The sequence below is a fragment of the Phyllobacterium bourgognense genome (assembly GCF_003337575.1).
Taxonomy (GTDB): domain Bacteria; phylum Pseudomonadota; class Alphaproteobacteria; order Rhizobiales; family Rhizobiaceae; genus Phyllobacterium; species Phyllobacterium bourgognense.
This window is the reverse complement of sequence record NZ_QPJM01000003.1, coordinates 164756-185063: the sequence shown is the minus strand read 5'-3', so window position 1 is coordinate 185063 and position 20308 is coordinate 164756. Positions and strand designations below refer to the sequence as shown.

Sequence of the window (20308 nt, the reverse complement as noted above, 5' to 3'; positions counted from 1 at the left end):
TGGTTCAAATGCCGACCAGCCCTCTCCGGCTGTCTATGGAACTTCACTGAATATGTGTTGTGGCATTTCCACGGCAATATGGCGGATTAATGACTGCGGGACGAGGGTCCTGACCCCATCCCGCTCTTGGCCAGAGTCTGTCATGTAGTGGCGAGTGGTCCTTGGCAACGAAACCTATGACTGAACAGGCCTTCTCTCGCTAACGTCTCCCCGCTCCTCCATGCCCGCCATGACCTCCCGACCCGCCAGAGCCACCGAACTCATGATGACCATAGCCACCATTGTCATGAAGACTGCGATGATCGCCGATAGCGCTATCGAAGTTCCCGTCATCCCAAAACGGGATACCGCCAGGTTGGTCATACTGGTAATAATACCGACCTCGATCAGTGTACATGCACGCAGATAACGGTAAGCCAGATAGTCCTATCACAGCGATGATAACTACAGATTTGATAGACATCGCACATCTCCTGAACGAAGTTACTATGCGGCGCTCGGCGAAGGATCTCGGTAGTGGCAGCGCAGTTCATCCCGGACGAGAACCGGAATAAAAGCCGGCTCAGACGTGAAGGTTTTCAGACCTCGTGGGGGAATCTTCTGCACCACGTTATCGGGGCACGATCGTGCGCCATTCCCGAAATGGGTACACAAACCGCTCTCTACAACTCAGTTTGTTGTGATCGATATGTGAGGAGCACGCACGAGGTAAATTTGTGGAGCGCGATGCTCTGCTGTGAGAATTCAATGGTTAATATCTGGAGACAGTCGCGTTTGACCCCGCACCATCTAACTCAAGCATGAAACTCCTTGGTTTTAAACAAACAAAGCCCGCCTTCGTTTCGCACGAAGCCGGGCTTTTGCTGTGGATTGCATGGTCTTACATGCGGTAGGCGATAGAGTCGTTCCAGAAGCGGTCGAGGCGCTGGAGTGCCTTGTTCATCGACTGGAATTCCTCTGCCTTGATGCCACCGACATGTTCGATCGACGCGACGTGACGTTCGTAGAGACCCGCGACCAGTTCTGCGACTTCGGTTCCCTTTTCGGTCAGGCTGACCCGGACCGAACGGCGGTCGGTACGCGAACGCTCATGGGAGATGAAGCCGAGCTCGACGAGTTTCTTCAGATTGTAGGAAACGTTCGAGCCCAGATAATAACCGCGGCTGCGCAGTTCGCCGGCGGTCAGTTCCGCATTGCCGATGTTGAAGAGCAGCAATGCCTGGATGGCGTTGATGTCGCTGCGGCCATTGCGGTCGAATTCATCCTTGACCACATCAAGCAGACGACGATGTAACCGTTCAACCAACTGAAGTGCTTCAAGATATAGTGTACGCAATGCTGTATCACTTGGTGTTGAACGCTGGTTCTCACCAGACTTTCTCTGTGTGTTGTTCATAGTACCTGCCTCACTGTTGTTTCGGTGTATTTTTCTCACCGTTGAGGAGACACTATCGAATACGCATAAAATTCGACTTAAAACACAGACTTAACAGTGCGTTACCGCGAATGAATCAATTTCAATCTTAATGAAGACTTACCGGATGGGCATTGCGTGCTGCCGCTTCTGCACGAACAGCACAATGCGGAAGAGAATATAGAGCAGTGCCACGCAGCTATGGACGATGGCGATCTGCGGCCTGTAGAAAAAGTAAGTCGAGAAAACCGTAAACATCAGCGTTTCGCCCAATGCGGCCACAAACCATATGACCGGGCCCCAGGATACCATCATCCACAATCCGGTCGACGCCACGGGATAGAGCATGGCGAGCGACACCGTCGCGACCTTCCATTGCCAGGGCATCAGATCGAAGCGCCAGAGCATGCCTTCATAGTACCCGCTGAGCTGCGCCCAGTAGCCGACGCCTGCGACGAGGCAATAAATGGAGACAAGCCGCAGGAACCACACGAAGCCGAGTTGAGCCATTGTCGCATCGAATGGCAGATGGGTGGGCCTATCGTTCATGCCGATCTATTCATGTCAGTTGCAGTTCCCGCTCGCCGAGTGATGCGAAATAGGCATCGACCATTTCGGGCGTTATATCGTCAATTTTCTCAGGGCTCCACACGGGCATATTGTCCTTGTCCACAAGAAGCGCACGTATGCCTTCATAAAAATCATGGTTCTCGAGCATGCGGCATAGGATGCGGTACTCCATCTGCATGCATTGATCCATGTCGAGATCGCGGCCGTCTTCGATCTGCCGGAACGTCACATGCAGGCTCGTCGGCGAACGGGTCTTGATGAGATCGAGGAGCTTTTGCGCTTCCTCGCTACCATTTACGCCGGCTGCAGCCAGGCGGATCACGCAACCGCCCAGTGTTTTCGAATCGAAAAGCACCCCGATCATATCGCGGGTTTTTTCTGGCGTTTCATAGTCCGGGTTGATGGTTTTGCCGCGCAGTGCCGTTTCGGGATTGCCGGTTCTGATCAAGCTTCGCCGCAACTTCTCCTTGTTTTCCGCCTTGATGGCGTGGGTCGCGATACCGCTTTGAAGGCAATCGCCCTGGCGGATGCGATTGCCTGTCAGCGCAAGATAAGTGCCGAAATGTTCCGGAAGATGCGGTAGGAAGGCACTTCCCCCAACGTCTGGAAAAAAGCCGATGCCGACCTCCGGCATGGCGAAAAGGATATTTTCTGTGACAACCCGATACGAGCCATGGACGGAAATTCCAACGCCGCCACCCATGCAGATACCATCGATCAGCGAGATATAGGGCTTCGGAAAGTGCCTGATATAGGCGTTGAGGCGATATTCTTCGGCAAAGAATTCGTAGAATGGTCGACCGGACCGGCCAGCATGATAGACCGCAAGGATGTCGCCGCCAGCGCAAAAGGCCCGCCCCTCACCCTCGACAAGGACGCAATGGACATCGGAATCGGACGACCACGCGACGAGTGCACGATGTATCGCGCCGACCATGTTGCGCGTCAGCGCGTTCAAAGCCTTCGGCCGCGTCAGGCGAATGAGGCCAGCCTTGCCGCGCCGCTCGAATACGACTTCCCCCTCGCCGCCGAAATCGATCTCCATGCACCCCTCCGAACTTTCGTAACAGAGGTTAGGAAACTCTGGCACACCGCGTCAATGGATCACATCTGTGGCCGGCATCTTGGTCAACACGCCGTTCCCTGTTAAAACAATTCCAAACAACGAGGAAAACGCCATCGTTCGGCTGAGCAATCATGAACAAACATCCTACGTTTCAAACACGTGCGGCAAGAACAGTCGATGAAATCACGCAAGGCCGCCGCCTGCGACGCATGCGCAAGGCCGATTGGTCGCGACGTCTGGTTCAGGAGAACCAGCTGACAGTCGATGATCTGATCTGGCCGATTTTCCTGTGCGAGGGCACGAACCGGCGCGAGGACATCAACGCCATGCCGGGTGTCCAGCGGTTCTCTGTCGATATGGCGGTGCGTGAGGCGGAGCGCGCAGCCAAGCTCGGCATCCCCGCTATCGCCACGTTTGCCAATATCGACCCGGACCTTCGCGATGATGCTGGTTCCGGCATTCTCGATCCCGATAACCTCATCAACCGCGCGACGCGGGCGATCAAGAGCGCTGTACCGGAAATCGGCATGATCACCGACGTCGCGCTCGATCCTTTCACGAGCCACGGCCATGACGGCATCCTGCGCGATGGCATCATCGTCAATGACGAGACCGTCGAGCAGATCACCCGAGGCGCCGTGCTGCAAGCGGCAGCTGGTGCCGATATCATCGCGCCGTCGGATATGATGGACGGGCGTATTGGCGCTATCCGCGATGCGCTGGACCAGAACGGCTTTCAGGATGTGGCGATCATGGCCTATGCCACGAAATTCGCCTCGGCCTTCTATGGCCCTTACCGCGAGGCGATCGGTACATCAGGGCGTTTGAAGGGCGACAAGAAGACCTATTATATCGACCCGGCAAACAGCGATGAGGCGGTACGCGAGGCCGAACAGGATCTCGCCGAGGGCGCGGATTCGCTTATGGTCAAACCTGGCCTGCCCTATCTCGATATTATCCGCCGGCTAAAAGACACCTTCGCCGTGCCGACCTTCGCCTATCAAGTGTCAGGCGAATATACGATGATCAAGGCTGCCGGCGCCAATGGCTGGATCGACGAGGAGCGGGTCATGATGGAAACGCTTCTCGCCTTCAAGCGGGCCGGCTGCGATGGCATCCTGACTTATTTTGCGCCGGTCGTAGCCGAACGGTTGAAAGCCGGTTATTGAAATCTTCTTGATATTTTGTTCTCGAATTCCCAATTTCAACGCAAACGGCAATGTGTCCGTCTTGTGAAACAGGAACTTAAATGAACACGAAGACCCTTGATGGCGAAATTGTCACCAACCGCCTCGATGATTGGCGGCTGTATCAGGGCGTGCGCACGAGCCGCATCTTCGCGTTCCTGATCGACTATGTGATTGTTTTCTTCCTGTGCATTCCCGTTGCGATCCTGATTGCCATCATTGGCGTGGCGACACTTGGTCTCGGCTGGATATTGTATGGCATTATGTTTCCTGTTGTCGCACTCGCCTATGTCGCGACGACGCTGGGCGGACCACGCCAGGCAACAAAAGGCATGCAGATGATGGGCCTGAAACTGGAACGGCTCGACGGGCAGAAGGTCGACGGCCTGCTTGCGATCGTTCATACAGTGCTGTTCTGGGGCCTGAACGTGGTGCTGACACCGCTTATCCTCCTGGCAACGCTGTTTCTCGACCGCAAACGCACTGTCCACGATCTTTTGCTCGGCACAGTGGTCGTTCGCGCATACAACTAACTCCTCGGGGTTCCGTTCTGGACCCCTTCCTTATTCGGTTTTAACTATGATGATGCGACACTCCTTGACGTCCGCTTTTGCGGCGCTTGTACTCTATGGCCTTGGCACCATGACCAGCATGGCGGCGTCTCCGTCAGGACGGTTTTGCGGCGAGATGATCTCCAGCGGGGACTACCGCGATGTGGAGACCATCCTGAACGTTGCCAGGGATGGCCATCTCTCCGGCACCTATGTATTTGATGAGCCGGATGGCCGCGTTGAAGGCAACCTAGTAGAGAAGGAGCTTGGAAGCGGCACGTCGCGCACCCTTGTCTGGACCGACAAATATGGGACCGGCCTTCTTTCCCTCGATTTTTCGAGCGATTTTAACGGCTTCAACGGCAGTTGGGGCGGTTCGCTCAATGGCAAGTTTGATGCGACCAGCCATCCATGGAACGGCGCGCGCTGCGGCGGTTTGGTCAGCTAACAGGTCCTGACTCCAACTCACCCAAGACATACACATCTGAATACAATATAATTGAATTGACGTTTCAGGCGGTCATAGGATTCTATAGGTGTTACGACCGTCTCAGGACCTTGGATGACCCATCAGCCGCAGCAATCACCGCAGTTCTTCCTGACAGCGCCTTCGCCCTGTCCTTACCTGGAGGGTCAGCTTGAGCGCAAGGTTTTCACGCATCTCGTAGGCGGTCGCGCCGCAGAACTAAATGAGCTGCTGACACAGGGCGGCTTCCGCCGCTCGCAGAACATCGCCTATCGCCCGGCTTGCGAAAACTGCAGGGCCTGCGTGTCGGTGCGTATCCTTGCGGGCGAGTTCAAGCAGGACAAGTCCATGCGCCGGGTCTGGAACCGAAATCGCGATTTGATCGGGAATATTCACCACGCCGAGCCGTCTACCGAACAATATTCGTTATTCCGGCATTATCTCGACGCGCGCCACAACAAGGGCGGCATGTCGGAAATGACGGTGCTCGACTATGCGATGATGGTCGAGGATACGCATGTGCCGACACAAATCATCGAATACAGGCGGCGTGGACCGGACTCCTTCATTACCAAGAAGGGCGAAGGCGAACTCATCGCTGTCGCCCTGACGGACGTGATGGGGGATGGGCTGTCGATGGTCTATTCCTTCTTCAACCCGGAGCATGCAAGCCGCTCGCTCGGCACATTCATGATCCTCGATCACATACAGCGCGCCGCGGCTGCCGGTTTGCCGCATGTCTATCTCGGCTACTGGGTCGAGGGGTCGCGCAAGATGCAATATAAAATCCGCTACAAGCCGCAGGAACATCTCGGCACAAAAGGCTGGGAACGCCAGGATTAGATCACCCGATGAGCTTTGTACCAGCCAATTTTGTGCCCCCAATCGAACTTGACGGGCAAGGTTTCCGGCTCGAGCCACTCGGGCCGCAGCACAATCTGTCGGATCACCAGGCGTGGTCTTCGAGCATTCCCCACATCCTTGCAACGCCGGGTTTCAGCGACTGGCCGCCGCTGCAAGGCATGAGCCTCGAAGCCAATCTTGGCGATCTCGAAGAGCACGCTCGCGATTTTGCCAACCACACCGGATTTACCTATACAGTGCTGGAAGGGTCGCAGGTGATCGGTTGCGTCTACATCTATCCCTCCAAGCAAGACCCGGCGATAACGGTTGTGAGGTCCTGGGTCACCGCCGACCGCGCGCATCTCGACACTCCGCTGTACGAGGCCGTTTCCAGCTGGCTCAAAACATCCTGGCCATTTCAACACGTCTTGTATCGCTGAACTTTGTTTTAGGGTCCGGCGGCCTCTGGACGAAGATTGTCCTTCCAGCTAGACCACGCGGCATAACAAAACACGGGAAACGCCGCCGCATGTCTCAACTTCAACTCGATCACCGCAAGGGTCTGCTTATCACTGGCTTCGGCGGATTGATCCTGTCTGCCGATATTCCTCTGCTCCGGCTCGGTGAAGGCGAGACGTGGTCGACGCTGCTTTTGCGCAGCGGCACGACATTCATCAGCGCGTTTGTCATCTGGGCGGTGTGGAGCCTTGCGACAGGCCGCGCGCGCACGATTGTCCCTGGCCGTGTCGGGTTTTTGGTCGCGGGTCTCTATGGCCTCGCCTCGATCTGCTTCATGATCGCGGTCTATAATACGAAGACGGCTAACCTTGTCTTCATCCTGGCGTTCAACACCGTGTTTTCGGCATTATTATCCTGGGTATTCCTGAAAGAGCGACCGAAGACCGTCACATTCATCGCCATGTTCTTCATGCTGATCGGCGTCGGTATAATTGTTCGCGAAGGGCTATCCTCCGGCCATGTGTTCGGCGATCTGGTGGCGCTGCTGTCCACCTTCATTCTTTCGACAGCGATCACCGTTAGCCGCTTTTCAGGCAAAGATATGGGCTTTGCTGCGATCATCGGCACGATATTGCCGATGCTCGTCGCTGCCTTCATGGTTTCGCAGAATGGTTACACCGTCGCAGTACCCGGCTGGATCATTTTCAACGGCGCGGTCGTGACGACCCTCGCCTTTCTTTGCCTCGCTACTGGCCCACGGTTCCTTTCGGGACCCGAGGTTGCCATGTTCTATCTGCTGGAAACCGTGTTGACGCCGATCTGGGTCTGGCTGGTCTTTGCAGAAAAGCCCAGCGATCCGATCCTGGTGGGCGGGGTCATCATCATCGCGGCGCTCGTAGGTCATTCGCTTTGGCAGATGTATCACGTGCGGAAGAGGTCACGGATGGCAGGATTGGTCCGCCATCCAATCTGAACTCACTCTGCCGCCTCAATAGCAGGTCTCGAAGGAGGAAGCAGAGGAACGGTGTGAATGCCGGGCCTAACGATGATCCCCGGCTCATCCGGCTTGTTCGGACGGAACGACCAGTGGAATACACGCGCTGTCCAGCGGCTGACATCGTCCATGATCGTGTAGAAAGAAGGCACGAACACCAGCGACAGGACGGTCGAGATCAACAGGCCGCCAATCACCGCAATCGCCATCGGCGCACGGAATTCGCCCCCATCACCGAAAGCCATGGCTGCTGGCAGCATCCCGGCCGACATGGCAATCGTGGTCATGACAATCGGGCGGATACGCTTGCGGCCTGCGTCGATGATCGCTTGATCGCGCGGTATGCCATGTTTCACCTCTTCAATGGCGAAATCGACGAGCATGATAGCGTTTTTGGTGACGATACCCATCAGCATCAAAATACCGATGACAACCGCCATGGAGACCGAATTATTGGTCAACAGCAGCGCGACGGCAACACCGGCGATCGACAGCGGCAATGACATCAAAATGGTGAAGGCGTGGAAAATACTGCCGAACAGCAGGATAAGCACGACGAACACCAGCATCAGGCCCATGATCATGGCATCGCGGAACCCGGCAAAAACCTCGCCCATGACTTCGGCGTCGCCGGTTTCCTGAATACGCACACCTTCCGGCATGGATTTCGCCTCCGGAAGGTTCTTGACGATGGAGAGCCCCTCGCCGATCTCCTTTCCGTTCGCCATATTGGCGCCGACAACGATACGCCGTTCGCGATTAAAACGCTCGATCGAGGATGGTCCCTGCCCGAAACTGATCTGGGCAATGGATTCCAGCGGCACCACGACTCCCGAGGGTGTGGTTACGGTCAGCGTACTGAGAATCGACAGATCACCGCGGGATTCTTCGGTCAGTTGAACGCGGATCGGTATCTGGCGATCGCCAACCGTGTATTTGGCAAGATTCGGATCGAGATCGCCTTGCGTTGCAACACGCAACGCGTCCGACAGTGCCGTTGTGGAAATGCCCAACTCCGCCAGCTTGTCCATGCGCGGCGTCACGATGATTTCCGGTCGATCAAGCGCCGCCGTCGAGGAGACCGCCTGAAAATCGCCAGTCGCAGTCATGGCGCTCTGCAGTGAGCGGGCCTGTTCAGTGACCTTGTCGCCATTGCTGCCGATGACGCCGACAGCGAATTCCCGCTCGCCGCGATCATTGACGAAATTCGCCCGCAAATCAGGTACTTGCGATAGTTTGTTGAAAATATCGACCTCGACCTGCTTCTGCGTACGTTCACGCTCACTCTTGTGGCTGAGCTTGACGATCATCGTTGCGCGGCGGGTGTCGAGAGAGCCGGTAGGCGAAGCGCCGCCGGTTATATAGGTTTGCTGGACTTCGGGAATTTCCCGCACCAACGATGCGGCTTCGTCGGTTACCCGGCGTGTTTCATCGATGGGTGCTCCCGGCGGGAGTTCGAGACTGACGGCGACGCGTGCTTCATCCTGCGGCGGCACGAAACCGGCTGGCAGAAAGCCCATGGCCCAGATGGCGATGGCAAATATGGCCACGCCACTGAGCAGCGTCAGCCATCGATAGCGCAGAGTGACGGTGAGGAAACGGGTATAGGCCCTGATCCAGCCGGTCTCCTGCTCGCCGTGATGCAGGCTCTTGCCATCGCGCAGAAGATAGGCCGTCATCATCGGCGTTATCAGACGGGCGACGAGCAGCGAAAAGAACACTGCGACGGCAACCGTCAGGCCGAACTGCTTGAAGTATTGCCCGGCGATGCCGCTCATGAAGCTGACCGGCGCGAAGACTGCGATAATGGTCACCGAAATGGCGATAACGGCAAGACCAATCTCGTCGGCGGCTTCGAGCGACGCACGGTATGGCGATTTGCCGGATCGCATATGCCGGACGATGTTTTCGATCTCGACGATGGCATCGTCCACAAGGATACCCGTCACCAGCGTAATACCGAGCAGGCTGATCAGATTGAGGGAGAATCCGAGCATGTCGATCGCCCAGAAGGTCGGGATTGCCGACAACGGCAAGGCAATGGCTGCAATGAGGGTAGCGCGGATGTTGCGCAGAAACAGGAAGACCACGACGATCGACAACAATGCGCCTTCGACCAATGAACTCATGGCCGATTCATAATTGCCGTAGGTATAGTTCACCGAATTATCGATGATGCTGAAACGGGCGTCGGGATATTTCTGCTGCAGCTGGTCCATTCGGGCCTGCACGAGCGCGTAGACATCGGCATCGCTCGCCCCCTTGGCGCGGAATACGCCGAGCGATACCACCGTCTGGTTGTTCACGCGCGCAAAAGACTTCGGCTCTTCATAGGCGTCGGTGATCGTTCCGAGCTGATCGAGCCGTACGGAGCGTCCACCAGCAATAGGGATTTCCACCGCCCGCAAATTATCAAGCGTGCGCGATGCGCCAAGCGTGCGGATCGTCTGCTGGGTGGTACCGAGATCGCCGCGCCCGCCGGTCAGATCGGCATTCATGGACTTCAGAGCGCGATTGACATCGGCGGCCGTCACACCAAGAGCGGTCAATCGATCGGGATCCAGCGCCACACGGATTTCGCGCGTGACGCCGCCATAGCGCTCGACACGGCCAACGCCTTTCAGGCCTTGGATATCGCGGAGGATCTTGTCGTCGACGAACCAGGAAAGCTCTTCGGAGGTCATGGTCGGCGCCGAGACGCCGTAAGTCAGGATCGCGGAACCTTCCACGTCGACCGAATTGATTATCGGTTCCTTGATCGTTGCGGGAAGGTCATCGCGGATACGCGAAACTGCGTCCTTGACGTCGTTCAATGCCTTTTGTGTATCGACCTCGAGCCGGAATTCCACCAACGTCGTGGAATTGCCTTCGGTCAAATTGGTTGTGACATTCTTGACGCCGGTAATATTCGCCACCGAATCCTCGATCCGCTTGGCGATCTGCGTTTCAAGTTCTGTCGGCGCTACGCCTGGATCGGTGACCGAGACCGAGATCAAAGGCACATCGATATTGGGAAAGCGTGTGATGGGCAGCTTGGCAAAGGCCATCAGGCCAAGCACCACCAGCACGACGAACAGCAGGACCGACGGGACCGGGTTGCGGATGGACCACGCGGAAATGTTCCAGTTCATTTGATCGCCCCCGTCGCCTCGTCGGTTACACGGACAGGCGTGACGCGGTCACCATCGACTACGAACGTACCGGCACGCGCCACGACATCTTCGCCCTCGCCAAGACCCTGCAACACCTCGACAGCACGATCATTGCGAATGCCAAGCTCAACCTTGCGGCTGTCGATGACACCATCCTTGACAACCTGCACAAGCGCTGAAGTGCCATGGTAGACCACGGCGGAAAGCGGAACGCTGACGCCTTCACGGCGGGTCAGCTCAATGACAGCGCGGGCAAAGTTGCCGGGCCGAATCGATGCATTCCTGTCGAGCGCGATTTTAACTGAACCCAGACGCGAGCTTGCGGTGATCTCCGGCGATATGAGGCGGACACGGCCGGCGACCGGGTCGTCCAGGCCGGACACCCGGACGGAAACCGGCATGTTTTCTTGCAAGCGCGGCAGATCGACCTCAGGAATATTAGCCGCCAGCTCGAAATCACGATCACGGGCGATGCGGAACAAAGGGCCGGCATTGAAGGAGACAATTCCACCGAGAAGAGCATTGCGGCTCAGGACCACACCGCTCGCGGGCGCCCTCACGTCGGCTTTCTCCAATCGCAACAGGACATCGCGCTTTTGCGCTGCAACGAGCTGCAATTGCGACTTGGTGGCCAACAAAGCCTGCCGGGCCGTATTGAGACGGGCATTGGCGCTGTCATGCGCGTTGGTGGCGTTGTCCAGTTCCATTTTGGAGTTGATGCCCTTCATCGACAGGGCACGCGCCCGCTCCAGAGCTTCCTGAGCCTGGCGGACGGCAATCTCCGCGTCGACGATCTGCGCCTCCGATTGGGCAATAGACGCGTCGGTCTGGGCGCGCTGCGCTTCGATCTGAGCGAGCTGGATTTCGAGCGAGGATTTATCGAGGCGCGCCAGGATATCACCCTCTTTAACCACGTCGCCCTGATCGGCATTGAGTTCCAGAACAAGCAAACCCGCGACATCGGTGCCGACTGCCACTTCCTGACGCGGCACAATCGTACCGGTGGCGGTGAGCGTTGCGACCATTTCGTTGACGCCTGCAGGGATGACATTGATAACCGGCGGCTTGGCTTCCTGGATTGCTGCCACCGTTTTTTCTTCGGCAAATCCGCTGGTAGTGGATGATGAAAGGCCCAGGGCGAGAGCCAGGGAAATCAGGACTTTTTTGCTGTTATGGCTCATTGGAAGACCAGAGGTGAGAGCAATATTCATTTGTTTGCCAAAGACTTTGTCGGTCGCAGCAAGCCGACGGCGAGCGCCCGGAACACCGGCTCCAGCGCCTCAAGGGGAACGCCTTGCGCCGGAAAATTACGCATTATGATCCCCTCGCCCACGGCAGCCAGTGACGCCACAGCCAGCTCCAGATCGGTGACAGGATCGATCTCGCCGCATTCCTTCGCTGCGGAAAATGCTGCGAGAAGCTCTTCGCGCATCAAGCCTTCGTGAAGTTCACATATGGCTGCAACGCTTTCGTTGCGCATGGATTCGGCGCGCACCTCGACGAAAAGACGGGCGCTGGAATCGCGGGGGCCCGGGCCCTCGTCATTCATCGACATCTTGCGCACGTGATCGAGGCCAACGTTTGTGATCGCATCAATGATATTATTTGACTGCGACATTCGTGCGAGAATTTCCGCACTTTGCTGGCGGTGAGTAGCTGAAATTTTCTCGATGATCGCTTCTTTCGAAGGGAAGTAACGGTAGAGCGCTCCGGGACTCATGCCAGCTTCCGAGCAAATTTCGTTCATCGACGCGCCACGAAAACCGGAGCGTATGAAACAATTCATGGCAGCGGTGAGGATGCGTTCTTCCTGCGCCTCGCGATTGCGCGCACGCTTGCCGAAGAGCTTGGCGACGAAACAACGTGGTTCGTCGTCCGCAGCATCCGCGGAAATGTTTGCAGCCTGCTTTGGCAGGGCCTGATCAACCATGGAGCACCAAAAAAGAGAGAACGTTCTCTCTCATTTATATGGATTAAAAAGAAAGATCAATACGAGAATGATCATTCTCGTTTCATTTTTAGCAAATTTTTCAGGCAGAAGATGCCAAGCGGTGTAGACCTCGGGTGATTTCATCAGCCTTCTTGCGCACCCGCGCGACGTCGTGGGCAGTTTGCATGTTCAGCCAGTGATCCGCCGTGCCGCCTATGACATATTCAAGTCGCAACGCCATTTCTGCCGATATTGCACTCTGTCCAGATAGGACGCGGTAAAGCTGTGATCTGGTAATACCCAAAGCCTGCGCAACAGCACTGACGGGAAGTTTCAAGGCGTCAATATCGTCTTTAATGAGAGCACCGGGATGAGGCGGGTTTTTCATAGCCATTATTCATGACCTCCTAATGATAGTCTTCAAAGTCGACATCGAAAGGCATTTCCGTCGGACATCGAGAAGGTAACGCGCCAATTTGCTCTCACAGTCACCGCCCACCGACCTTGGCGATTGCCCTTCAAAGGATGCAATTTCAGCGATGGCTTATCCATGTCTTGTGTTGTGCCTGCCGAGTCGAGTGCCGCCAGAATGGACGCTATCCGCGGCACCATATCCTGCGGTAGACCGCTGGCATCGTCCTGCTCATACAGGCGTTTCAGCGCACGACTACGGAACGATTTTATCATCGAATTGTCTCATGTCGCGCGACAATAGACAACCCGGATCAGTCACGATAGAGAACTTAAGTAGCAGACCAAAGCTTCAGGAAAACTTGCCGGAGCGCGGGAAACCTTTTGGCACCATGCGCCCGGCAGTCGCGCGCGGCCCGACCCACTCCAGCAGTTCCAATTTGCCGCGCGTGAAGCTGCGGCCAGAAGCGTCCTGCCATGTAAGGCCCTGCTCCATTACGAACACACGAATGTCCGCAACACCGCCATCCTTATAGCGTTGCAGACGAACACCCTTGCCGCGTGCTAGTTCCGGAATATCGGTAATGGGAAACACCAGCATCTTGCGGTTTTCGCCGACGATCGCAACGCTATCGCCGCTGATCGGGATGCAATGACGTGCTTCATCGGGCGCCTTGACGTTCATCACCTGCTTGCCCTTGCGCGTATTGGCGATCACCTCGGCCTCGGGCACAAGGAAGCCATTACCGACATGTGACGACAGAAGCAGCTTGCGCTCCGGATTGTGCACGAAGGCCGTCACGATATCCTGGTCGTTTTCCATGTCGACGATGATCCGGATCGGCTCACCATGACCCCGCCCGCCTGGCAGGCTGTTCGCGCCGATCGTATAGAACTTGCCGCCGGTCGTCAGGACGAGGATACGGTCGGTGGTCTCGGCGTGGAAGGCCAGCTTGAGCTTGTCGCCCTCCTTGAAGGCCAGCGTCGAGAAGTCTGCCAGATGGCCCTTCATGGCCCGCAACCAGCCTTTTTCGGAAACGACGACCGTTACCGGCTCCTTCTCGATCATGGCGTGGTGCATGTCGGTCAGATCATGCTGGGGTGCATCGGCGAAGGTGGTGCGGCGTTTGCCGAGGGGCGTATCGGCGCCGTACTTTTTCTGCATCTCGGCGATCTGCCAGGAAATCGTCTGCCATTGCTTGGCGTCGGATCCCAGCAGTTCCTCGATCTGCTTTTTCTCGCCTGTCAGGCCGTCGAATTCCTTGCGAATCTCGAATTCCTCAAGCTTGCGCAACGAACGCAAACGCATGTTGAGGATGGCTTCAGCCTGGTTGTCGGTGAGTTCGAAGCGGCGGATCATTTCCTGCTTCGGCTCATCTTCCTCGCGGATGATGCGAATGACCTCATCGATATTGAGGTAGGCGATCAGCATGCCGCCAAGGATTTCCAGCCGGCGCTCAATCTCGCCAAGACGATGGCGGGAACGCCTTATGAGGACGTCCTTCCGGTGTTCCAGCCATTGCTTCAGCACATCGCGGAGCGAGAGGACGTTCGGTACCTTGCCGTTCGAAAGCACATTCATGTTCAACGGAAAGCGCGTTTCAAGCTCCGTAAGCTTGAACAGGGATTCCATGAGAATTTCAGGATTGACGCTGCGGCTCTTGGGTTCCAGCACGAGCCGCACGTCTTCCGTGGACTCATCACGTACGTCATCCAGCAAAGGCAGTTTCTTGGCGATCAACAGTTCGGCGATCTTCTCGATCAGCCTTGATTTCTGCACCTGATACGGAATTTCGGTGACGACGATATTCCAGGTGCCACGCCCCTGATCTTCGACCTGCCAGCGTGCACGCAGCCGAAAACCGCCACGTCCAGTTTTGTAGGCGTCGAGAATGGCCTCCGGTGTCTCGACCATGATGCCGCCGGTCGGGAAATCCGGACCGCGAACCTTGGTCTTTAGCGGGTCCTCATCTTCGGTCTGCGACATCAGCTCTTCGACCGTCGCATCCGGATGCTTGATCAGGTGCAGCGCTGCCGCACAGAGTTCCGACACATTGTGCGGCGGGATCGAAGTGGCCATGCCAACCGCAATGCCTGAGGAGCCATTGGCAAGCAGATTGGGAAACGCGCCAGGAAGGACGATCGGTTCCTCGTCTTCCTCATTGTAAGTCGGGCGGAAATCAACTGCGTCCTCGGTAATGCCTTCGAGCAGCAGCATGGCGACATCAGTCATCCGCGCTTCGGTGTAACGCATCGCCGCTGGATTATCGCCATCGATATTGCCGAAATTGCCCTGCCCGTCGACGACGGGATAACGGACGGCAAAATCCTGCGACAGCCGCACGAGCGCATCATAGATCGACTGGTCGCCATGCGGGTGGAATTTACCCATGACCTCGCCGACAATACGCGCGCATTTTGCATAGGATTGATCGGGTGAAAGCCGCAAGAGGCGCATGGCATGCATGATGCGGCGATGAACCGGCTTCAACCCGTCACGCACGTCCGGCAAGGCGCGGTGCATGATCGTCGATAGTGCATAGGCAAGATAGCGCTCTTCCAGCGCCGCCTTCAGATCGACCGGTTCCACATTATCATCGCCATTATCTGGCGGAATCAGGCTTTTTCCCATGGCAATGGACTATCAACTCACTGAATCGCGGGCAAGCAATGATTCGCCAATATCACAGGCTGGTGGCGATCATTGCAACGTTCAATTGCAGAGAGCTTGCGTCCACACCTCAAATCTGACTTTGTAGCGCCCAAATTGCATCACAGTCTTACCGCTCCTGATGCGTTGTGGTTGAAAACAACAGGGATCAAAACATGCCTCCAATCCATCCTGTGAAATCGGGTTTGCGCGTTCTTGCAGCAGCCTCTGCTCTCTCCGTTTTATTTGCGGGTTCGGCCTATGCGGTCGATGGCGATGCGGTTGCCGCCCGCTTGAAGGCTCTCTATGGCGAACAGGGCGGTACGATGGAGTACAGCCATGTGGAAACGCACGACTCGACAGTCATTCTTCAGGACACGAAACTGTCGACCGCAGGCATGAAAGAGACCTTCAAAGTCGGCGATATTACGCTTAGCGACGTCGCGGACGTGTCGGGAGGCGGATTCAAGATCGGTACGTTGGCTATGCCGGACATCAATTACACTCCGCCAGCCGAGCCAGACAGCAAAATAAGCGTTCAGGGAATCAACCTACAGGGCATCACGCTTCCACCCGAAGGCGCGACGGAGCCATTGGCCAAGATTTTTCAGTACGAAAAAGCTGAGGTAAAGCACATTGCCGTCAGCGCCAAGGGTAAGGATGTTTTCGTTGCCGACGGTTTGACCTCAACGATCTCTCCGATTACCGAGACGTCGCCGGTTACGTTTACGAGCAACGTCGCTAGCTTCAAGGCGGATCTCTCTGATATCCAGGACCCAAAGGCCAAAGACGCGCTAAAAGCGCTTGGATACGAGACCATTTCTGGAAAGATCGATGCCGCGGGGACATGGAATATGTCCGATGGGCGGCTGAATATGGAAAAAATGGACTTTGTCGCGGACGATGCTGGTACGCTTGGCATCAAGATCGACATCTCTGGCTATACCCTCGACTTCATCAAGGGAATGCAGGAAGCCACCAAGAACATGGACGGCAAGGATGACAACGCCAAAAGCATGGCTATGCTCGGGCTGATGCAGCAGCTGAGCTTTACCGGTGCGTCCATCCGTTTCGATGATGCGTCGCTCACCAACAAGGCGCTGGATTATGTCGCCAAACAGCAAAACGCCAAGCGCAGCGATCTCATAGGTCAGGCCAAGATGATACTTCCAATGGCAGCGGCGCAGCTTGGTAATGCCGAGTTCGCCCAAGCGCTTGCGACTGCCGTCAATGCCTATCTCGATGACCCGAAAAACATCGAGGTCAAGGCCGCTCCGGCAAAACCGGTACCCTTTGCGGTTATCGCTGCCGGCGGCATGGCCGATCCGAAATCGCTGATCAAAACCCTCGGCGTCACGGTCAACGCAAACCAGTAATCGAAACCAATCAATGAAAAAGCCCGGCAGCAATGCCGGGCTTTTTGTTTTATTGGAGTCAGTTAGAAGAGGTTTTTAAAGCTCTTTCTTCACCGGGTTGAGCCGAATGTTCAGATCGCGTAGCTGGGCTTGCGATACCTCCGACGGGGCATTCATCAGGAGATCATTTGCCTGCTGGTTCATTGGGAACATCGTGATCTCGCGCAGGTTCTTTGCGCCGACGAGCAGCATAACGATACGATCGATGCCAGCCGCCATGCCGCCATGCGGAGGCGCGCCGTACTGGAAGGCGCGGTAGAGGGCGCCAAAATGTTCCTCAACCGCCTCTCGCGAATGACCGACAGCCTCAAAGGCCTTGACCATGGTTTCCGGCAGATGATTACGGATGCCGCCCGAGGCGATCTCGAAACCGTTGCAGACCATGTCGTACTGAAACGCCTTGATCGTCAGCGGGTCCTGGTTTTCCAGCGCATCGATTCCGCCCTGCGGCATGGAGAACGGATTGTGGGCGAAATCGATCTTCTTCTCCTCGTCGAGCCATTCGAAGAACGGGAAGTCGATAATCCAGCACAGCTTGAACTGGTCGCGGTCGACGAGGTTCAGTTCTTCGCCGGCGCGTGTGCGAGCGGCGCCTGCAAAGGACACAAACTTCTTGGGATCGCCAGCAACGAAGAAGGCCGCATCGCCATCGCCAAGACCCAGCTGCATGCGCAGCGCTTCGGTGCGTTCCGGGCCGATATTCTTGGCAAGAGGCCCTGCCCCTTCAAGGTTTTCGCCTTCCTTGCGCCAGAAGATATAGCCGAGGCCCGGCTGGCCCTCGCTTTGCGCCCAGGAATTCATGCGGTCGCAGAAAGCGCGCGAACCACCGGTTTTGGCCGGAATAGCCCAGACCTCGACCTTCGGATCGTTGGCGATCATGTTGGCGAAAACCTTGAAGCCGGAACCGGCGAAATGCTCGGTCACCGCCTGCATTTCAATCGGGTTGCGTAAGTCAGGCTTGTCCGAACCATATTTACGCATGGCGTCGTCATAGGTGATCCGCGGGAATTCTTGCGTAACGGGCTTGCCGTCGGCAAATTCCTCGAAAACGCCGCGCAATACGGGCTCCATGGTCGAAAGCACGTCATTCTGCTCGACGAAGCTCATCTCGATATCGAGCTGGTAGAATTCACCCGGAAGACGATCGGCTCGCGGATCTTCGTCGCGAAAACACGGCGCGATCTGGAAGTAGCGGTCGAAACCGGACATCATGATCAGCTGCTTGTACTGCTGCGGCGCCTGCGGCAGTGCGTAGAACTTGCCGGGATGGATTCGGCTCGGCACGAGGAAGTCGCGCGCGCCTTCCGGGGACGACGCGGTAAGGATCGGCGTCGAAAATTCGGTGAAACCCACATCGGTCATACGGCGGCGCATCGCAGCGATGATCTTCGTGCGCGACATGATGTTCTTGTGCAAGCTATCGCGACGCAGATCGAGGAAGCGATACTTCAGGCGAATATCTTCCGGATAGTCGAGCTCGCCGAATACCGGCAAAGGCAGTTCCTTTGCGGCGGACAGCACCTCTATTTCGCGGGCAAAAACCTCGATCTCGCCAGTCGGCATATTGGGGTTGATCGTGTCGTCCGTGCGCGCCTTGACCTCGCCGTCAACACGGATAACCCATTCACCACGCACGGTTTCTGCCAGTTTGAAGGCCGGCGAATCCGGGTTGGCGACGATCTGCGTCAAGCCATAATGATCGCGGATATCGATGAAGAGAATGCCGCCATGGTCGCGGACGCGATGAACCCAGCCGGAAAGACGAACAGTTGAACCAACGTCCGATTTACGCAAGGCGGCGCAGGTATGGCTGCGGTAACGGTGCATGATAAGTGCCTCTGATAGTGGGATGGACATGCGTGGAAAGCCCCGCAAGCGGTCCAGGAATTTGCGCGGACAAGCGCATTTTGAGGGTGATTTGTCAAGATCAGGATTGGGACGGAGACAAACGCATATCCATTCGCTATAGAAATTTCATGACCATGATTACAACCACTGATCAGCTTGAACAGGCTGTTGCCGCCCTCACCCAATCCGATTTCGTGACAGTCGATACGGAATTTATCCGGGAGACCACGTTCTGGCCGGAGCTTTGCGTCATACAGCTCGCCTCGCCTGACCACACGGCGATCGTGGATGCTTTGGCGCCGGGCCTTGATCTTGCTGCGTTTTTCAAGCTGATGGCTAACGAAAAGATCGTCAAGGTGTTCCATGCCGCGCGCCAGGACATCGAAATCATCTTTCATCTCGGCAATCTGATCCCGCATCCGGTGTTCGACACACAGGTCGCGGCGATGGTCTGTGGCTTCGGCGATGCAATCGCTTACGACCAGTTGGTGCAACGGATCGTTGGGGCGCAGATCGATAAATCGTCACGATTCACCGACTGGCGGCGGCGTCCGCTCTCGGAAAAGCAGCTGGACTACGCGCTCGCCGATGTTACCCATCTGCGCGACATTTACCTGCATCTGAAGAGCAGTCTCGAAGCAGAAGGCCGCACCGAGTGGGTTCTCGACGAGATGAAGATCCTCACGGCGCGCGAGACCTACGACATGCATCCGGACGATGCCTGGAAGCGGCTGAAGATGCGCCTGCGCAAGCCGGTGGAGCTCGCGGTCCTGCGCAGTGTTGCCGCCTGGCGCGAGCGGGAAGCGCGCGAACGCAATGTGCCGCGCGGCCGGGTCATCAAGGATGACGCCATCTACGAAATCGCCCAGCAGCAGCCGCGCGATGCGGAAGCGATGTCGCGTTTGCGAACGATTCCAAAGGGTTGGGAGCGCTCCAGCATGGCAACGGGCCTGCTCAATGCCGTCAATCTTGCGCTTGATCTGCCGAAGGAAGACATGCCGCGCCTGCCGAAATCCGTGCAGTCGCCAGAAGGCGCAGGTGCTGCGGCCGAGCTTTTGAAGGTGCTGTTGCGGCTCGTTACCGAGGAGCACGGCGTTGCTGCAAAGGTGGTCGCGACCACCGACGAGATCGACAGGATCGCGGCAGAAGGCGATGCGGATGACATTCCGGCGCTGCAGGGATGGCGGCGTGAGGTGTTTGGCGAGAAGGCGCTGCAGCTCATCAATGGCGAACTCTGCCTCAAATTCGAGAACAAGAAGATACGCGCCGTGGAGTGGCCAGACGGCAAAACCGCAACCGCAAACAACCAAATTTCTACCGCCGATTGAAATTCTTGCAGTGGATTCGATGAT

General features: G+C 56.6%; 19 protein-coding genes. 8 read left to right on the top strand and 11 right to left on the bottom strand.

Annotated features, from left to right (window positions below; translation table 11 throughout):
* Positions 1-199 precede the first annotated feature (199 nt).
* From C7476_RS27815 to C7476_RS07240, 4 genes are all read right to left on the bottom strand, one after another.
* A complete protein-coding gene (locus tag C7476_RS27815) occupies positions 200-463 on the bottom strand; it encodes a hypothetical protein (protein WP_147274627.1) in 264 nt (87 codons plus the stop codon).
* A gap of 417 nt (positions 464-880) precedes the next feature.
* Positions 881-1396 (bottom strand): transcriptional regulator LdtR, encoded by a 516-nt coding sequence (gene ldtR, locus C7476_RS07250; RefSeq protein ID WP_114429215.1) that lies wholly within the window; start codon positions 1394-1396, stop codon positions 881-883.
* A 138-nt stretch (positions 1397-1534) separates the two neighbouring features.
* The gene (locus C7476_RS07245) at positions 1535-1963 is read right to left on the bottom strand and encodes a DUF6163 family protein (RefSeq protein ID WP_114429214.1); all 429 of its coding nucleotides are present in this window, start codon (positions 1961-1963) and stop codon (positions 1535-1537) included.
* 10 nt (positions 1964-1973) lie between these two features.
* Positions 1974-3029: an enoyl-CoA hydratase/isomerase family protein gene (locus tag C7476_RS07240; RefSeq protein ID WP_114429213.1), complete on the bottom strand. Its 1056-nt coding sequence runs from the start codon at positions 3027-3029 to the stop codon at positions 1974-1976.
* 152 nt (positions 3030-3181) lie between these two features.
* Here C7476_RS07240 and hemB point away from each other — a divergent pair, with 152 nt between their 5' ends.
* The 6 genes from hemB to C7476_RS07210 all read left to right on the top strand — a co-directional run bounded on the left by hemB (position 3182) and on the right by C7476_RS07210 (position 7529).
* The gene (hemB, locus tag C7476_RS07235) at positions 3182-4219 is read left to right on the top strand and encodes a porphobilinogen synthase (RefSeq protein ID WP_114429212.1); all 1038 of its coding nucleotides are present in this window, start codon (positions 3182-3184) and stop codon (positions 4217-4219) included.
* 80 nt (positions 4220-4299) lie between these two features.
* Positions 4300-4770 (top strand): RDD family protein, encoded by a 471-nt coding sequence (locus C7476_RS07230; RefSeq protein ID WP_112551305.1) that lies wholly within the window; start codon positions 4300-4302, stop codon positions 4768-4770.
* 64 nt (positions 4771-4834) lie between these two features.
* Positions 4835-5236 carry a hypothetical protein gene (locus tag C7476_RS07225; protein ID WP_114429211.1) on the top strand — a complete coding sequence of 134 codons (402 nt, stop codon included), beginning with the start codon at positions 4835-4837 and terminating at the stop codon, positions 5234-5236.
* Positions 5237-5350: 114 nt separating this feature from the next.
* Positions 5351-6097 (top strand): arginyltransferase, encoded by a 747-nt coding sequence (locus C7476_RS07220; RefSeq protein ID WP_112551303.1) that lies wholly within the window; start codon positions 5351-5353, stop codon positions 6095-6097.
* 8 nt (positions 6098-6105) lie between these two features.
* Positions 6106-6537 carry an N-acetyltransferase gene (locus tag C7476_RS07215; RefSeq protein WP_114429210.1) on the top strand — a complete coding sequence of 144 codons (432 nt, stop codon included), beginning with the start codon at positions 6106-6108 and terminating at the stop codon, positions 6535-6537.
* 89 nt (positions 6538-6626) lie between these two features.
* The gene (locus C7476_RS07210; protein WP_114429209.1) at positions 6627-7529 is read left to right on the top strand and encodes a DMT family transporter; all 903 of its coding nucleotides are present in this window, start codon (positions 6627-6629) and stop codon (positions 7527-7529) included.
* A 2-nt stretch (positions 7530-7531) separates the two neighbouring features.
* Here the strand turns inward: C7476_RS07210 and C7476_RS07205 are convergent, their stop codons facing one another.
* From C7476_RS07205 to parC, 6 genes are all read right to left on the bottom strand, one after another.
* A complete protein-coding gene (locus C7476_RS07205) occupies positions 7532-10681 on the bottom strand; it encodes an efflux RND transporter permease subunit (protein WP_114429208.1) in 3150 nt (1049 codons plus the stop codon).
* Complete coding sequence (locus C7476_RS07200; RefSeq protein WP_245426205.1) at positions 10678-11913, bottom strand: efflux RND transporter periplasmic adaptor subunit; 1236 nt, start codon at positions 11911-11913, stop codon at positions 10678-10680. Before C7476_RS07200 ends, C7476_RS07205 begins: the two co-directional genes overlap by 4 nt.
* Entirely contained in the window at positions 11910-12632 is a 723-nt protein-coding gene (locus C7476_RS07195) for a TetR/AcrR family transcriptional regulator (protein ID WP_114429207.1), read from the bottom strand. The genes C7476_RS07200 and C7476_RS07195 overlap by 4 nt, the downstream gene beginning before the upstream one ends.
* A 100-nt stretch (positions 12633-12732) precedes the next feature.
* Entirely contained in the window at positions 12733-13026 is a 294-nt protein-coding gene (locus C7476_RS07190) for a HigA family addiction module antitoxin (RefSeq protein WP_114429206.1), read from the bottom strand.
* Between the two features lie 26 nt (positions 13027-13052).
* Positions 13053-13319 (bottom strand): type II toxin-antitoxin system RelE/ParE family toxin, encoded by a 267-nt coding sequence (locus tag C7476_RS07185; protein WP_210207781.1) that lies wholly within the window; start codon positions 13317-13319, stop codon positions 13053-13055.
* Positions 13320-13395: 76 nt separating this feature from the next.
* Positions 13396-15675 carry a DNA topoisomerase IV subunit A gene (gene parC / locus C7476_RS07180; RefSeq protein WP_114429205.1) on the bottom strand — a complete coding sequence of 760 codons (2280 nt, stop codon included), beginning with the start codon at positions 15673-15675 and terminating at the stop codon, positions 13396-13398.
* Between the two features lie 194 nt (positions 15676-15869).
* On the opposite strand from parC, the gene C7476_RS07175 reads away from it, so the two are divergent.
* Complete coding sequence (locus C7476_RS07175) at positions 15870-17069, top strand: hypothetical protein (protein WP_114429204.1); 1200 nt, start codon at positions 15870-15872, stop codon at positions 17067-17069.
* Positions 17070-17144: 75 nt separating this feature from the next.
* Here C7476_RS07175 and aspS read toward each other — a convergent pair whose 3' ends face one another.
* Positions 17145-18935 (bottom strand): aspartate--tRNA ligase, encoded by a 1791-nt coding sequence (aspS, locus tag C7476_RS07170; protein ID WP_114429461.1) that lies wholly within the window; start codon positions 18933-18935, stop codon positions 17145-17147.
* A 149-nt stretch (positions 18936-19084) separates the two neighbouring features.
* Here aspS and rnd point away from each other — a divergent pair, with 149 nt between their 5' ends.
* Positions 19085-20284 (top strand): ribonuclease D, encoded by a 1200-nt coding sequence (gene rnd, locus C7476_RS07165; RefSeq protein WP_114429203.1) that lies wholly within the window; start codon positions 19085-19087, stop codon positions 20282-20284.
* Positions 20285-20308: the final 24 nt, after the last annotated feature.

Coding starts and splice junctions, on each gene's coding strand:
- C7476_RS27815 (WP_147274627.1), bottom strand. CDS start 463: ATGTCTATCAAATCTGTAGTTATCATCGCTGTGATAGGACTATCTGGC.
- ldtR (WP_114429215.1), bottom strand. CDS start 1,396: ATGAACAACACACAGAGAAAGTCTGGTGAGAACCAGCGTTCAACACCA.
- C7476_RS07245 (WP_114429214.1), bottom strand. CDS start 1,963: ATGAACGATAGGCCCACCCATCTGCCATTCGATGCGACAATGGCTCAA.
- C7476_RS07240 (WP_114429213.1), bottom strand. CDS start 3,029: ATGGAGATCGATTTCGGCGGCGAGGGGGAAGTCGTATTCGAGCGGCGC.
- hemB (WP_114429212.1), top strand. CDS start 3,182: ATGAACAAACATCCTACGTTTCAAACACGTGCGGCAAGAACAGTCGAT.
- C7476_RS07230 (WP_112551305.1), top strand. CDS start 4,300: ATGAACACGAAGACCCTTGATGGCGAAATTGTCACCAACCGCCTCGAT.
- C7476_RS07220 (WP_112551303.1), top strand. CDS start 5,351: ATGACCCATCAGCCGCAGCAATCACCGCAGTTCTTCCTGACAGCGCCT.
- C7476_RS07215 (WP_114429210.1), top strand. CDS start 6,106: ATGAGCTTTGTACCAGCCAATTTTGTGCCCCCAATCGAACTTGACGGG.
- C7476_RS07210 (WP_114429209.1), top strand. CDS start 6,627: ATGTCTCAACTTCAACTCGATCACCGCAAGGGTCTGCTTATCACTGGC.
- C7476_RS07205 (WP_114429208.1), bottom strand. CDS start 10,681: ATGAACTGGAACATTTCCGCGTGGTCCATCCGCAACCCGGTCCCGTCG.
- C7476_RS07200 (WP_245426205.1), bottom strand. CDS start 11,913: ATGAATATTGCTCTCACCTCTGGTCTTCCAATGAGCCATAACAGCAAA.
- C7476_RS07195 (WP_114429207.1), bottom strand. CDS start 12,632: ATGGTTGATCAGGCCCTGCCAAAGCAGGCTGCAAACATTTCCGCGGAT.
- C7476_RS07190 (WP_114429206.1), bottom strand. CDS start 13,026: ATGGCTATGAAAAACCCGCCTCATCCCGGTGCTCTCATTAAAGACGAT.
- C7476_RS07185 (WP_210207781.1), bottom strand. CDS start 13,319: ATGATAAAATCGTTCCGTAGTCGTGCGCTGAAACGCCTGTATGAGCAG.
- parC (WP_114429205.1), bottom strand. CDS start 15,675: ATGGGAAAAAGCCTGATTCCGCCAGATAATGGCGATGATAATGTGGAA.
- C7476_RS07175 (WP_114429204.1), top strand. CDS start 15,870: ATGCCTCCAATCCATCCTGTGAAATCGGGTTTGCGCGTTCTTGCAGCA.
- aspS (WP_114429461.1), bottom strand. CDS start 18,935: ATGCACCGTTACCGCAGCCATACCTGCGCCGCCTTGCGTAAATCGGAC.
- rnd (WP_114429203.1), top strand. CDS start 19,085: ATGACCATGATTACAACCACTGATCAGCTTGAACAGGCTGTTGCCGCC.